This is a genomic window from Paenibacillus ilasis (assembly GCF_043195395.1).
In the GTDB taxonomy this organism is placed as follows: Bacteria; Bacillota; Bacilli; order Paenibacillales; family Paenibacillaceae; genus Paenibacillus_AQ; species Paenibacillus_AQ lautus.
Window position 1 is genome coordinate 252963 of sequence record NZ_JBHDJG010000003.1, and the last position, 14863, is coordinate 267825.

At 49.6% G+C, this 14863-nt stretch carries 13 protein-coding genes; 8 read left to right on the plus strand and 5 right to left on the minus strand.

Going from position 1 to position 14863, the window contains the following annotated elements; all coding sequences use genetic code 11:
* Positions 1-2: 2 nt before the first annotated feature.
* A complete protein-coding gene (locus ACETK5_RS25390; RefSeq protein WP_243390952.1) occupies positions 3-893 on the minus strand; it encodes an ABC transporter permease in 891 nt (296 codons plus the stop codon).
* Positions 894-1256: 363 nt separating this feature from the next.
* On the opposite strand from ACETK5_RS25390, the gene ACETK5_RS25395 reads away from it, so the two are divergent.
* Positions 1257-3524 carry a helix-turn-helix domain-containing protein gene (locus ACETK5_RS25395; RefSeq protein WP_394058582.1) on the plus strand — a complete coding sequence of 756 codons (2268 nt, stop codon included), beginning with the start codon at positions 1257-1259 and terminating at the stop codon, positions 3522-3524.
* A 136-nt stretch (positions 3525-3660) separates the two neighbouring features.
* On the opposite strand, the gene ACETK5_RS25400 is transcribed toward ACETK5_RS25395, so the two are convergent.
* The gene (locus tag ACETK5_RS25400) at positions 3661-4854 is read right to left on the minus strand and encodes an acyltransferase family protein (protein WP_394058584.1); all 1194 of its coding nucleotides are present in this window, start codon (positions 4852-4854) and stop codon (positions 3661-3663) included.
* A gap of 182 nt (positions 4855-5036) precedes the next feature.
* On the opposite strand from ACETK5_RS25400, the gene ACETK5_RS25405 reads away from it, so the two are divergent.
* The 5 genes from ACETK5_RS25405 to cpaA all read left to right on the plus strand — a co-directional run bounded on the left by ACETK5_RS25405 (position 5037) and on the right by cpaA (position 9987).
* Positions 5037-5969 (plus strand): AraC family transcriptional regulator, encoded by a 933-nt coding sequence (locus ACETK5_RS25405; protein ID WP_100540638.1) that lies wholly within the window; start codon positions 5037-5039, stop codon positions 5967-5969.
* 201 nt (positions 5970-6170) lie between these two features.
* Positions 6171-7481, plus strand: a complete 1311-nt coding sequence (locus ACETK5_RS25410) for an ABC transporter substrate-binding protein (protein WP_100540637.1) — start codon at positions 6171-6173, stop codon at positions 7479-7481.
* Positions 7482-7570: 89 nt separating this feature from the next.
* Positions 7571-8524, plus strand: coding sequence for a carbohydrate ABC transporter permease (locus ACETK5_RS25415; protein ID WP_394058587.1), 954 nt, complete (start codon positions 7571-7573; stop codon positions 8522-8524).
* Position 8525: 1 nt separating this feature from the next.
* A complete protein-coding gene (locus ACETK5_RS25420; protein WP_326117216.1) occupies positions 8526-9350 on the plus strand; it encodes a carbohydrate ABC transporter permease in 825 nt (274 codons plus the stop codon).
* Positions 9351-9501: 151 nt separating this feature from the next.
* Complete coding sequence (cpaA, locus tag ACETK5_RS25425) at positions 9502-9987, plus strand: capreomycin N-acetyltransferase CpaA (protein WP_326117217.1); 486 nt, start codon at positions 9502-9504, stop codon at positions 9985-9987.
* Between the two features lie 140 nt (positions 9988-10127).
* On the opposite strand, the gene ACETK5_RS25430 is transcribed toward cpaA, so the two are convergent.
* Together ACETK5_RS25430 and ACETK5_RS25435 are read right to left on the minus strand one after the other, a co-directional pair.
* Positions 10128-10637 carry a GyrI-like domain-containing protein gene (locus tag ACETK5_RS25430; protein WP_100540633.1) on the minus strand — a complete coding sequence of 170 codons (510 nt, stop codon included), beginning with the start codon at positions 10635-10637 and terminating at the stop codon, positions 10128-10130.
* A gap of 54 nt (positions 10638-10691) precedes the next feature.
* On the minus strand, positions 10692-11642 hold the full coding sequence (locus ACETK5_RS25435) for a helix-turn-helix transcriptional regulator (protein ID WP_326115505.1): 951 nt from the start codon (positions 11640-11642) through the stop codon (positions 10692-10694).
* A 240-nt stretch (positions 11643-11882) separates the two neighbouring features.
* Here ACETK5_RS25435 and ACETK5_RS25440 point away from each other — a divergent pair, with 240 nt between their 5' ends.
* Positions 11883-12365, plus strand: coding sequence for a PH domain-containing protein (locus ACETK5_RS25440; RefSeq protein WP_076322918.1), 483 nt, complete (start codon positions 11883-11885; stop codon positions 12363-12365).
* Positions 12358-14031, plus strand: a complete 1674-nt coding sequence (locus ACETK5_RS25445; protein ID WP_394058590.1) for a PH domain-containing protein — start codon at positions 12358-12360, stop codon at positions 14029-14031. Before ACETK5_RS25440 ends, ACETK5_RS25445 begins: the two co-directional genes overlap by 8 nt.
* Here the strand turns inward: ACETK5_RS25445 and ACETK5_RS25450 are convergent.
* Positions 14026-14664 (minus strand): TVP38/TMEM64 family protein, encoded by a 639-nt coding sequence (locus tag ACETK5_RS25450; protein ID WP_326115509.1) that lies wholly within the window; start codon positions 14662-14664, stop codon positions 14026-14028. The genes ACETK5_RS25445 and ACETK5_RS25450 overlap by 6 nt on opposite strands.
* Positions 14665-14863 lie beyond the last annotated feature (199 nt).

Here is a 14863-nt window from a genome sequence, read left to right on the forward strand (position 1 = left end):
CCTTACCATAGGCTGTTCTCGCTGACTTTTCGGGCAATCCGGTTTACGGTAATCAGCATGATAAAGTTAACGATGGAGTTAAACAGGCCGACCGCAGCCGAAAAGCTGTACTGGGCACCCAATATACCGCTCCGGTATACGTTCGTGGCGATGACGTCGGACGCTTCCATATTGAGTGAATTTTGCATCAGGAAGATCTTCTCGAAACCGACGCCAAGAACGGAACCGATGTTCAGAATGAGCAGAATCGTCATCGTGGGCGCGATCCCCGGCAGATTAATATGCCAGATTCGCCGGAGCCAGCCCGCACCATCCACCTTGGCCGCCTCATGCAGCTGCGGATCGATCCCGGCGAGCGCCGCCAAATAGATAATGGAGCTCCAGCCCATGCCCTGCCATACGCCAGACCATACGTAGATGCTCTTGAACCAGGAGGGCTCCGTCATGAATGCAATCGGCTCTCCGCCGAAGGAGGTGATAATGTAATTGACTAGGCCGCTTACTGGCGACAGGAACATCATGATCATGCCAACGACGACGACCGTGGACAAGAAATGAGGTGCATAAGTTACCGTTTGTACGAATCGGCGAAACCGGCCCGATCTGGCTTCATTGATCATCAAGGCCAGAATAATCGGAATCGGAAATCCGACCGCCAACTCATATAACCCGATACCCATCGTATTTTTAATAATGCGCCAAAAATAAAAGCTGTCAAAAAAGCGCTCAAAATGTTTGAAGCCCACCCATGGGCTATCCACGATCCCTTTGTTAGCCATAAAATCCTTAAATGCAATTTGGACGCCATACATGGGTACATAATGAAATACAATGAAGTATAACAGAACCGGTGCAAATAAAGCGTATAGCTGCCAGTTTCTGCGCATCTGCATCATTGATCTCCGCCAGACACTTTTCTTTTGAATTTTTGAATGCGCTTCCACATTGCTTAGCTGACGTTGCAAAATCGGCAATCCCCTCTCTTTCGTCTATGCATCTTTCGTGTGTCCCAAGGTCCACGTCTGCATCATAAACGACCCGAACGCATAAGGGGTATTGACCATTTTAATGATGTCTTGCCTTTCATTGGATGGATGGGCGAAAGCGCCATTTTCCTAAAGCAATGCTTAAAATCTAAAATATTGACTATCCATTTTTTACGAACGATTAACACGAATCGGGCACAATCCTTAACACTTGTCCTATATAATGTTGTGAAACCTTGGACGTCAGAAAAATACAAAGGGGGGAAGGCTGTGAATTGGATCAGACATAAAAGCCGCAGTGTATTCTTTAAGATTTTTCTGAGCTTTCTGGCCATCATCGTGTTATTCGGATTTTTCTATACGGTCATCTTCCAGCTTTTTAAGACCAGCCTGCAAAAAGAAATCATCGATACCAGCCAGCAGGCGGTTCATGATACGGCAGAGCGGTTCAACAACCAATTCAGCAGACTGCAGGTATTAATGTTCGATATATACAATCAATCCGAATTAATCGGCTTCAATAATCAGCTTCGCCACCAGGCCGGAAACGAAGTCAATTACTTGAAGGCACGTGATGTGATGATGCAGATGCGGAGCGATATCTATAATCCTCTGTTCTTTCTGGAGGACACCCTGATTTATCTCCGGGAGTTTGATTTTGTCCTCAGCAAATCCGGTAGCGGCGATGCTTCCTATATGTTGGGCCGATCCTACATGAGCGCTGAGTATCCCTATACATTCTGGAAAAACTATACCGACCATCATGAATCCTTCAAACTTCTCCCTGCAGCAACCTACCGGATAAACAACGATTGGTCCGAGAAAAAACTGATGCCCTATATCTATAAACAACCGAACAGCCGCTATGAGATCATTGCTCTCATTGATATCGATAAGGCCGCTCAATCCTTCTTCGGCGAGTCGGACGATCGTGCCCTGGCGATTCTGAACGCTGAAGGAAAAGTATTGTACGCATCGAACTCCATTAATCAAGATCAGCTTCCGACGTTTGAAGCTGGACAAAAAGCGGTGCTGAAGGATGGAACCTACTATTTTGCGGAAGCCGGATCCGACGGACTGGCTTATGTCTCGGCCGTACCTTATAGCCATGTCTATTCTCAGTTGAGCCGGTTAACCGGCGGTTTACTGCTCATCTTCTGCCTGTCGCTTGGCGTGGCTCTCGCCGCTTCCTATTTCCTCAGCCGCAGATTGCACAAGCCGGTAAAGCAGATTCTAACCACCGTTCTGAACAGAGCCAGCAGTTCATCGATGCCGGAACCCGGAAGCATCACGGAATACGATCTGATTCAGAACCGGATCCAGGAGCTGTTCAGGGAAAAGGAAGAAATACGGGATCGCATGAACAAGCATAAATCCGTTCTAACCAGTTACTCTTATATCAGTCAGCTGAAGAGCATCAATACCGATATTAGCGAGTGGGAGGATTTCCTGTCGGATGACGGAAGTTTCATCGTGGTTCTGTATCACATCCGTTTCCGGATGAATCCGGTTTATGAGCTCCCCCTTCAGACCGATCAGGCTGTCCGCCATATGCTGGAGCATATTCATCTGATCACGGCTGAACGCTACCCGGGATCCCATACGTTCCAGATCGAAAAAAATGAGATCGTATCCATCTTCAAACGGGAGGAGGCTGCCCGCCTGGAGGAACTGCTGCTGGAAATCAAGGACATGTTAAATGAAGAAAAGGAATTGTTCCTGGTCACGATTGCAGTCAGTTCCCAGGTGAGCCATTCGTCCGAATTCAATCAAGCCTACCATCAAGTCAAAGGACTGACCGCGCAGGCACAACTCATGGAGGAATCACAGATGGTAACCAAGCAGCGGGTGCTTCCAACCACCGTCAACCTGAGCCCGTCACAGGAAAAAGGACTGCTGGACGCGCTGCAATCCGGCAGCGACAGCCGCTCCCTGCAGATCATCGATCAGGCGCTCGAAGCGATGCAGCGTAAGGAGGCGGGCATTGCGCAATTTCGTTTCTTTGCCGATTCGGTCGCTTCCAAGATTCTAAGTTATATGGAGATGGCCCAGGTTGATAAAACTTCTGTCCAATCCTTGAAGCAATGGAGCGCAAGATTGGCAGAATGCCATTGTTTATCTGATTACCAGGGGGTATTCCGTCAGCTCGTTGAAGCCTCCTGCGCCCTCATTCGCAAGAAAAAGGATACCGGCGAAGAGCCGCTCATCGCCATGTTCATGAACATTATCCATAACCAGTATGCCGATGATCTGTCTCTCGACTATTTGTCAGCCAAACTAAACCTGTCGAGTGCCTACCTCTCCGTCTATATCAAGGAGAAGACCGGTCTTAACTTCAGTGAACATCTGCTCGGCATCCGTATGAACAAAGCGAAGGAACTACTGTCGTGCACGGACTTAACCGTCAATGAGATCAGCCAACGCGTCGGGTATCTCAACATCACCTCCTTCAACCGGACGTTTAAGAAGGCCACTGGCATGACGCCGGGCGCGTACCGCAGGCAGCATGTGGTGCAGACCCATGCGAGCGGATCATGAATTGCGGCTGTGACATAAGAAAACCTTCTCTTTCCTGGAAGGCCCGGGCATATCCCCGGCCCTCCAGGCGGAAGAGAAGGTTTTTTCTTTATATTTCGCTCACACGCTGACGGTAAACAAACGGATCTGTTTCGCTCTAATCAGCCTTCATTGTCTTTTCCGTTTGTACTTGCCCCCGATGTCCTCTTAAATTCTCTGCAGGGAACAACCGCTTGCTCCAGCGTGCCAGCAGGATCAGGATCCGGGCATCCACGAACCTGTAGAACCCATGGGCAATAACAGCGATAACCAAGAACGTAATGATGGTGGTAAACAGTACGTTCAACCCATAGTTCAGGAATTGATTGAGATACAGAAATATAAAGCTCCCTAGGGAACAAATAACGGTAAAGTGCACAAGGTACAACGAAAAAGAGACTTTTCCCAAATAAGCAAAAAACCTGCGGCTAAATATCGACTGCATTCGGTTCGAATTCAACAGCACCCCTAGGATCAGGAATGATCCGATAACATGATAGAACACAAAGAAGTCGAAATCGGAAGCCCCCCATTGAAGAAGCGAATATATCGTTCCTTGCGGTGCGACATAGGGATAGGAGCCTGCGTAAATACCGATACAGAGAAGCAGAATATGAATCCAGGGCCGACGGATATAAGCCAGCCAGTCCCTCCCGCTATTCTTTACATCGCTTAACAGCATCCCTAATATAAATCCCAGGTAATAGGAATCGATGAATACGCAGATAAGGACGGCATAAACGGCATAACGAATCCCATGACGGCCACAAGTGACTAGAAAAACAAAAATCAGAAACGATCCAAACAGCTCGTATGTCATCGTCCAGAGCACGGGATTGTATTGCGATCCATACGTGAAAAAGGTATGAACCAAGCTTTCCTTCAGCATGATTAGCAGATTGGCGTCAGCCATAAACGGATCGGGCATCGAAGATAACGTCATTCCACGTATTTTGTCGTAGGCTCCGAGATCCAACACGATGATCAGATAAGCAAGGAAGACGGATAACAAGGCGGGTACGGCCAAACGAAAATAGCGGCGAATGGCAGACGAATAAATGATGCGCCTGTCTCCGGTTTGAAAAAATCGATAGCTGAGCACATATCCGCTCAACACAAAAAACAGACAGACCGAGAAGTTGCCGTTAAACAGCAGATTGAACGGTGTGCGCGCGGCAATCTCCTCAAAAGCGAAATGCTCGATCTCCTTCCTCCCCTCAAAAACCGACGGTGCAAACACCTGGAAAAAATGAGATACGACCACAATCAAGGCAGCTAAACCTCTCAAGCCATCCAAATATACAATTTTCATAACAACCCCACGTTCCCCTAGAAATAGGATGTTTGCGAATGCGAAACATATTTCACAGGGCAGGAAGAGGAATGCTGTACACGATTCGTTTTTCAGGGATAATCATCTTTAAGAAAATGGCTGACTCAGGAAATGAAAACGTTTTCTTAATCTGAAGGAATTCAATAGGGGAGGGTAAAACATTGAGTATTTATTGGAGTCAGGTTGATATTGAAGAACTAACTGGATCAGGTGTCGTTTATTTTAACTCAAAGATGGAAATGTTGGAAGGTCTTCCGTGCAAAATGTATAAATTGACCTATCAACAGAGCTTATGGACGCATTGTCACGATTATTTTCAGATTTGGTATGTGGCGAAAGGAACATTCCAACACACCGTTAATCAACAGGCGTACGAGATCTCCAAGGGTGATATTTTTGTTATACCACCGTTTACCTTGCACAGCGTCAGCATTTCACCCGATGAGGACATCGAGATTTACGGATGCGAATTTATGCCAGCTTTCGTGAACGAGAGATTTCAGGAAATGCCAGCAGATCATGCTTTTTTCGATGTGGGGTTTCTGGAATACTTTCTGCGCCAGGAAATGAACGCCCAGTCCAAAATAACGCTGGACAGCGTTACCGACGTAACGGTCCAGAATGTCTTGAAGGACATGCTGATCGAATACGAGAGACGAACCCCTTTTTTTCAAATCTCGCTCAAAGCGAAGCTCCTTGTCCTCCTCTCGATTCTGGTACGGCAGGTCAACGGTGAACTGCTCCGGGAAGGATTCGAGAAATCCGAGAAATACCGGGGAATCATGACGAGAGTCGTTGATCACATCCATAACCACTATCAGGAAGATATGAATCTGAATGATCTATGCACCCTATCGAATTTATCAAGGTCCACGTTCTGCATCCTCTTCAAAGAATGGACAGGCAAAACGTTCAACCGGTATCTCACCGACCTGCGGATTCTACAAGCCATGATGATGCTGAAGCAGCCGGAGTTATCCGTGACGGATGTTTGCTACTCCACCGGTTTTAATGAACTCTCCTACTTCTGCAGAATCTTTAAAAAGTACACGGGCATCTCTCCCACCGACTTTCGTAAACAAGCGATCAAATAGAACGTTCATTACCATACGATAATCCTATTTTTGAACACGATAGTGAAATGAAATGATATTTTTACATGCTACGATATCCATAATTCTTACAAATAACTGGATCAGGGCCGGTTGTTTAGTCAACTGTTTTGGGGAGGGAAATTGATAGAACTTCGATTGCGTTACACGATTGTACACGAATGCTCAAGGGGAGGAAGAGGAATGAAGAGGAAGAAGAAATCTTTGATCTGGAGCCTTATTCTATTGATCTCTATCGTAACAGGATGCACAGGCGGCAATCCGCCGCAATCTGGCAGTGATGGTGACAAGCCATCCGAAAACCCGCCTGCGCAGGATGCCGTAACACTCGACTTCTGGTACGGCTGGACCGGACCGGAAGCGGAAGCGCTGGAACGATTGATTGCCAAGTGGAACTCGGCCAATCCCGACATTCAAGTGAAGGGTCTATCCCAAAGCGACTATCAGAAACAGCTTACCGCGATTACGGGGGGCAATCCTCCGGACATCGCATCTCAATTCGGACAAAATGTCGTGCCGTGGGGGCTGCGCGGCGCCATGATGCCGCTTGATGATTATATAGCGGAGGACGGCGTGGATCTTAAGGACTTCGTGCCCGCTGCCTTAAGCTCTTCCCAGCATGAAGGGAAGACGTATGCGATCCCGACGGCCATGCACGTGTCCATGCTGTTCTACAACAAGGATATTTTGCAGGAAGCCGGCTATGACGGTCCACCGGAAACGATAAGCGAGTTAAAAGAATATATCAAGAAGCTGAGCATCGTGGAGGATGGAGGGCGCCTCCAGCGGCTCGGATTGTGGCCCGGAATGGATGCGTATACGTTCAGCTATGCCTTTAACGGATCGTTTTATGATGAAGCAACCCAGCAGGTGACGCCGGACCATCCGGGGATCCAATCGGCCATTAAGCTCTCGAAGGAAATCTGGGATCAATACGGTTCCGATAATCTGGACCGATTCTCATCCGGGCTCGGCCAATACATGTCGGCACAGAATCCGTTCTTCTCGGGCAAGTATGCGATGACGATTGACGGAGAGTGGCTGCCCACCTTCATCAAACAATACGCGCCTGATCTGAATTATGGCATTGCGCCGATTCCTTATGATGAGAACAACCCGGAATTGAAAAACTCCGGAAATGTGTCTACCAGCGTATTCTATATTCCGAAGGGCGTCAAAAACCCGGACGCGTCCTGGAAGTTCATCAAATGGATGACCGAGCCGGAGCAAATGGCCGAATTCACGGCTGCCCTCGGGAATCTCCCAACGAGAAACTCTGCCTTCTCCAATCCACTCTATGAGGATGTGCCAGGGTTCAAGGAATTTCTGGACTACTCGGCAAGCGAAAACCTGAAGTCCTTCCCGGCTTCTTCCTACGCGAACGAGTACATGACGGAATTCAGCGCACAATATGACGCGATTCTCCGAGGCACCGTCAGCATGGAGGAAGGCTTGAACAAGGTGAAGGCCAAGATTCAGCCGCTGGTGAAATGATGACTGAACGAAGCAGGCTCTGTCCAATACAGCGATGTATCGGACAGGGCTGCATACTAAAAACTTAAAGCGGAAGGAGAAGCGCGAAGATGAGAGTCTCTACAGCAGTGAATCAACAGAAACCCGTATCAGGCTGGTCCAGGAAGGAGCGTCATTATGTATATCTTGGCCTGGCGTTCGCCTCTCCTTGGATTATCGGCTTTCTGGCTTTTACGGTCTACCCGTTCTTCGGTTCGCTCTACCTGAGTCTGACCGAATACGATTTATTCAGCCCTCCCAAATGGGTGGGGCTACAGAATTACGAGCAGATCTTTGCGGATGACCGCTTCTATAAGTCGCTCGGCAACACCTTTTTCATGGCGTTCATATCCGTGCCGATCACGCTGGCCGTCTCTTTGCTGATTGCCGTAATGCTCAATTTCAAAGTGAAGGGGATCAATTATTACCGCACGATCTTCTATCTTCCGTCGGTCATACCGATCGTCGCAAGCGCTCTGTTGTGGACATGGATGCTGAACCCCGACTTCGGTTTGGTTAACATGGCACTTCGCACTCTCGGTTTAACGGACCCGGCGTGGCTGCTGGATCCCCGTTATACGAAACCGTCTCTTATCCTGATGAGCCTGTGGGGCTCGGGTGCAGGCGCATTAATCTTTCTCGCCGCTCTCCAAGGCGTGCCGAGACAATATTATGAAGCGGCTCAAGTCGACGGAGCGAACTGGTGGTACCGGTTCTGGAAGATCACGGTTCCCGCCCTGTCCCCCATCATTCTTTTTCAGCTCATCATGGGGTTAATCGGAGCCTTTCAAATCTTTACGGAATCTTACATTTTAGCTGGCGGCAAGGTGGATGGAAGCGGCTCTCTGGGCGGTCCGGAACAGTCTCTGCTGTTCTATGCGGTCAATCTGTATCAGGAAGCATTTGTCTTTCTGAAGATGGGTTATGCCTCGGCGCTTGCCTGGATTCTATTTATCATCGTATTGCTGATTACGTTCATCCTGTTAAAAACGTCAGGCCGTTGGGTCTATTACGGAGGTGAGTAACATGGCTGTCAAATTGCGAGTGATCTTACCGCACTTGGTCCTTATTCTATTCGCAGTGATCTTCCTGTTTCCATTTGTATGGCTGGTGATGACCTCGTTGAAGACGCCGGAAGAAATACTCATGTTTCCGCCGAGTATCCTGCCTGAAACGTTCCAATGGTCGAATTATAAAGAAGCGCTTCAAGCCATTCCTTTTACACGCTATATGATGAACACGTTTCTGATCTGTATAGTGAATATCATCGGTCAGCTTTTCTCTGCACCGCTGGTAGCCTACTCGATTTCCCGCATTCCTTGGAGGGGCCGAAACATTATCTTTACCATCGTGGTGGCGACCATGATTCTGCCGGCTCAAGTGCAGATGATCCCGCAGTACATCATCTTCACCAAGCTCGGCTGGGTCAATACGATCATGCCGCTGACCATCGGCGCATTCTTCGGGGCACCGTTCTTCATCTTTTTGCTTCGGCAGTTCCTGCTTGGCGTACCGACCGAGTTGTCCGAGGCTGCAAAGATTGATGGGGCTTCGGAGCTGCGAATTTATGTGAAGATCATCATGCCGATCCTGAAGCCGGCTCTGGCCACCGTCGCTTTATTTTCTTTTGTATGGTCGTACGTGGATTTCATGGGACCGCTCATTTATTTGAACGATTCGGCAAAATGGACCATCACCGTTGGCCTGCAAAGCTTTCAGCAGGACCACGGGGCGCAGTGGGAGAAACTGATGGCGGCTTCCACCATCATGGCGATTCCCATGATTCTGATCTATTTCTTCGGACAGAAATATTTCATGAAATCGGGATCGGCGTTGACTGGGTTTAAATAAGCGGGACCTTCGGATTGGATGCCTTCTCTTTCTCAGCATGGACCGGGCGTATGCCCGCCATGAACACGGAAGAGAAGGTTTTTTACGTTTCCAAATCGAAATAAAGGGATATGGAAGAAACCCATATCAACAAACCCAAAGGATGAGAATCATGCCTCTTCGTATCACGACAATGACCGAATCGTTCGCCGATCAAATTATGGAATGGAACTATGAACCTCCCTATGACTTCTACAACAGCGAGCCGGATGAGGAGTTTCGGAAAGAACTCCTTGAGTGTTCCTATTACGCCATACTCGATGAGGAAGGGCAGCTCTTCGGCTTTTGCTGCACAGGCTCATCTGCCCAAATTCCGATTGCGATCCCGTTAGGTGCATATGACGAGGATCTGCTGGATTTCGGTCTCGGCATGAAACCGGAATCGACCGGACAAGGCCGGGGAAAAGAGTTCCTCTCGTTCGTGCTGTCATCCATCGCTGAAATTCACAATCGCACATCGTATCGGCTGACCGTTGCCAAATTCAACGAACGAGCCATTCGCTTGTATACCCAGCTGGGCTTCTCGGAAGTAACATCGTTTGATTATCGCGGCACTACGTTCATTACGATGGTCAAGATGCCGGTCTCTGAATTGTGAAAAAAAAGAGGGTGATCCCGCTGCGGGATCACCCTCTAGTTCATTATTGGCAAATATCGCGAATTCCCGGATTGGGTCATATCACCCGAGGAATAGTCGTTTCCACTCCAAGCAATGGAGCTGTAGCCGATTCTTAACCGCTATTCAATAGCGATGTAAACGTCCACCATGGTATGGGCAGGATCAAACTGCCGCATGTCATACCGTTCGTAATCGCCTGTATACGTCCTTTTTTCGGCTGAATGCTGGAAGTAACTCCAAATTTCATACCACACCTCAGGGACAATTTCCATCAAAGGGCCACGTCTTGTCCGGAATACCATGTACTTGGCTGCTGGGACGGACGCCTGCTTCAATTCCTCCGAAGAAGCTGCAGCAGCCACGTCTTCCTCTATCCTGTTGCCGATAATCAAGGTGTATTCCCCGGATGCGTCGCTTTCGTAATCGGTGTACAAAGCATATATGGCTTGATCCTTATCCGATAACCGTGCCTGCAAACCGCCTTGGAAATACTGGTCCCATAACTGCGGTATCTTACCTTTCGGTCCTGCCTCCGCTTCATTTGTCGTTCGAACGCCGACACCCTGAATGGACATGGCGGGTCTTACCTCTATAAATCGTTCACTCTGATTCTGATTGCTATCACGCATATGTATCCTCCTTAAAATGAATATGTCTCTATTCTAAAGAGGTAACGTGGACATCTATCTGTCCTGGTTATCGTAGCGCTGCATAATCCATTGTGCTCTTCGCTTCACTTCCTCGGCCGCTTCGCCCGGCTGCTCAACCAGCACCTGATTACCAAAGCTTAGAATCATGCCGTAAAACCACTCATCTAATTTGTATAACACGTGAACGCGTAAAGAGCCGTCCGGGTTGACGGTTACTTGTTCCGGCGGAAACATATCCGCCACCCGCTGACGCGCGGCTGCTTCGAATAACAGCACCGTCTCCTGCTCCAGCGCGCTCGACCAGGAGGAATCCCATTCCAATCGTTCCTCGCCGGGCCATAGCCTTGGCTCATACGTCTCGCTCAGCATCGTTATATCCTGCATGCGCGACAACCGGAAGAGGCGATGGTCTTCCCGCTCCAGACAAAAGGCTTGTACATACCAAATATTGCCCTTCAGAATCAGGGATGCCGGTTCAATGGTTCTTCGCTCCGCGCTGCCCTCCGCATCGATATACTCCATCACGACCCTGCGCTTTTCTTGAATAGCCTTTTTGAGCAAGCTCACAGCGGATTTCAGTCCTTGACGCTGTCCCCAAGGCTGAAAGTCCATGATCACAGGTTCCCTCCGATATTCATCGTCAAGCCCCTGCTCTACCCTATGCAGCAGCGCTTTTACCTTCTCAAGCAGGATGCCCATCTGCTGATCATCCAGTGCGCTGCTCATCCCTTTGACGGCTGTAACCAGCGCACTCATCTCCTCGGCGGACAGCCAGTACTTGTCGATCATATAATGCTCCATAATTTCAAATCCGCCGGATATTCCCTGGTGGGCAACAATCGGAATCCCGGCTTGGCATAGCGTATCCATATCGCGATATATGGTTTTGCTCGATACTTCAAACCGATCAGCCAACTCTTTGGCGCTCAGTCTCCCCCGGTTCAGAAGCAGGACGGTTATGGCTAATAGCCGGTCTATTTTCATTGCATGCGATCCTTTCGTTCTCGATCATCTTATGTTCTTCCTTAACTCAAGCTTAACAGATTCGGCATGTGTTCATGCAACCGTTAGGTCAGGTTCAGATGCTCGTTAGCCTGTTATGCTACAATGATAGGCACGGCAATCAAGTCAAAGGACGGGATGAAACGATCCATCCCCAAGAACGTAGACATACATAAAAGATGCAAAATGTACGAATCTGTAACATCAAGGAGGAACATACATATGGACAATCGACTTGACGCCATGCGCAGGTGTCACCCGGACTCCGTAACGATCTCACGCATAACGGGTTTCATTACGGATGGGGTTATTCTACTCGCTGCAGCAGCCTATCTAATTATGGCTGCTATATTCGGGTGGACTCTGATACCGGGCTGGATCACCATCGGACTTCTGGTACTCGGAGCCTGGTTTACTTGGGCCGTGCCCTCTTTCACCTACAAACAATTCGGCTTCAAGGTAAGCGAGGAAGAATTGGAGCTTCGCTCCGGCTGGATCTGGCTCAGTGACACTCTTGTCCCGATGACGCGGGTACAGCATGTCGAGCTGGAACGGGGACCGCTCCTTCGTAAATATGGCTTAGCCAAGGTTAAGGTCGTTACCGCCGCAACGACACATGTCATCCAGGCGCTCAAGCTGGAAGAAGCAGAGGAACTGAAGAAACAGATCGGCGAGCTGGCCAAAGTGGTGGATCACGATGAATAAACCGACAAGACTTCACCGCCTGTTCATCCTGTTCCCGCTCGTAGGCAGTGTAAAGTCACTCATTCCTATCGCCGCTCTGGTATCCATCAAATTCCTTAACGGAAAATCGCTGCGCGACATCCCCTGGTACTGGCTGTCCGCCGCCATCGTTATCCTGGTCTCGCTTCTGCTTCTGTACGGGTATCTGAAGTGGAAACGCTTCGTCTATACGCTGGAAGAAGACAAAATCCTCATCCGTCGCGGCGTTCTGTTCCGTGAGGAACTATCCATCTATACGGGCCGCATTCATTCCATGAATATGGAGCAGCCCTTGCTGCAGCGTATATTGGGGCTTACCCAGGTCCGAATCGAAACGCCGGGCAAAACGGAAGGCGGGGGCATACTGCCTGCCATCACCAATAGCGAAGGCGAACGACTGCAGCGCTGGCTGCGCGAGCAAACCCGAACAAGGCAGACGCAGCGTGAGGTTCACCAAGCCCATGAAAGCCCCGACCCATCCGATCAGAGCCTTCCCGTTCAGACGGAGGGGCCATCTGTTCAACCGCCGGAAACCCGGGAGAATTACGAATCCGTTCAACCGTCGAATCATAACATGGGATACGGAAGCGATCTTTTGGAGGACTCCGATTCGGGCGTCGTTGGCAGAAAGAATACAAGCGCTGCAATCACGGAAGAAGAGGAACGCAGCACGCTGCTCCAGCTATCCTCCGGACGCCTGCTCAGTGCCGCTCTCTCCTCGCCCAACCTGTCACTGGCTTTAGCCTTTGTAGGTGGTATTTTATCATTTGCCGATGACCTGCTTCCGGATCAAATGTACCAATCGCTGTTTCAGTCGGCAGGGAAGCTGCTGCCCGGCAGTTGGATCAGCATTGCCGCTGTGGCGCTTATCGTATCCTGGCTGCTCTCCGCCGTGCTCTACACGATTAAATATGCGGGATTTACCGTCGAGCGGATCGGGAAACAAATCTCGGTCAGCTGCGGTCTGCTGGAGAGAAAAAGACTGCTCTTCTCTCCCGAGCGAGTGCTGGCCATTACCGTTAAAGAAGGCGTATTCCGGCGCTGGTTCGGTTACGCTGAAGTGAAGGTTCATGTGCTTACTTCTGAGTCCGACAAGCATTTCATGCTTCATCCTCTACTGAAGACCAGAGATATTCCGGCGCTGCTGAATCGGGTTACGCCTCAATTCAGCGCTCAGGCCATTACCGCTTCGCCGCCGCCCCGCGCAAAATGGATGTACCTGCGGTGGAAGCTGGCTTTTGCCGTGGTAGTCAGTGCTGCGTGCATTTGGTATTTTGACAGGCTCGGTTTGTTATCGCTTCTGCTGCTTCCGCTCTCGTTAGCTTGGGGACTCCTTTCGCACCGGGATTCCGGAGTTAATGTCACGGACAAACAGCTTACGATCCGCAGCCGTTTCATTGCAATGTCCACCAGGTATATACGCCGGCCGCAGATTATCGCCATGGAGGTTAGCGGTACCCGTAGACAGCGAAGAAGAGGGCTTCTATCCCTTCAAGTGAAGATGATATTCAGCGAGATCAACGAAAGTTTAAGTGGAATGGATCAGCGAGAGATCGAGGCTGTTCGAGCTTGGTTCCAAAAGAAAAAAGGCGAGAACTCCGCACCTGCAGAACGAAGTGGTCCCGCCTCACCGACCGAACGCTTATAAGCGTTCGGTCTCCGTTCTTCCTGAACGGCCAAAGCCCGACAATCGGTAAACCATAAGGGTTATCGCAAGAAATACGCCATATACGCCGATGGTGATGATGATGTGGGAAGGGTCTGTCATGAGATGATCCCCTACCATCGAGAACAGCAGCATGGCAGGGATTTTGCCTAACGCAGACGCGATGCTGTATGATGCGAACGTTACCTTGCTGAGAGCCGCGTACACATTGATGACAATGGAAGGAATAAACGGGATCAACCGGGTAAACAGGATGGTCAAAAAGGCGTTCCGCTCGAACATCGTTGTCACTTTTCCCAGCCTGTTATAACGGTAAAGCACCCGGTCGCCCCATTCCTGATAGCCGTATCGGATGAACATAAACATCAGGATGGAAGCGGCGGTGGAGCCAACCCAAGTGACGATTCCGCCGATGACCGGCCCCAGGGCGGCACCGATAACGCCTCCAACCACCGGATAAGGGATCACCGGAAACAGGGCCATGACGACGGCCATGAGCATCATCAGCATGATACTGTCTGTCGATCGAATCCATACCAATATGACATCGCCATAAAAGTAAACAAGACCACCTACGGCGGCGTAAACCAATGCCATTCCTAATTTCTTGAACATGCACCACACTCCAGGTCATAATGCACCTATTGTACCATGCAGCATGTCCATTGGAACAAGCAGCAAAAGGGACATCCCAAGGCAATAAGCCGGGGATGTCCCTTTTTTCTTGAAGCGGACCGTCCGTTCTCTAAAGCGACATCTTGCTAGGGAAGAAGACCCGCCGTTAACCGGTACGGATTATATCCTATCGCTATCA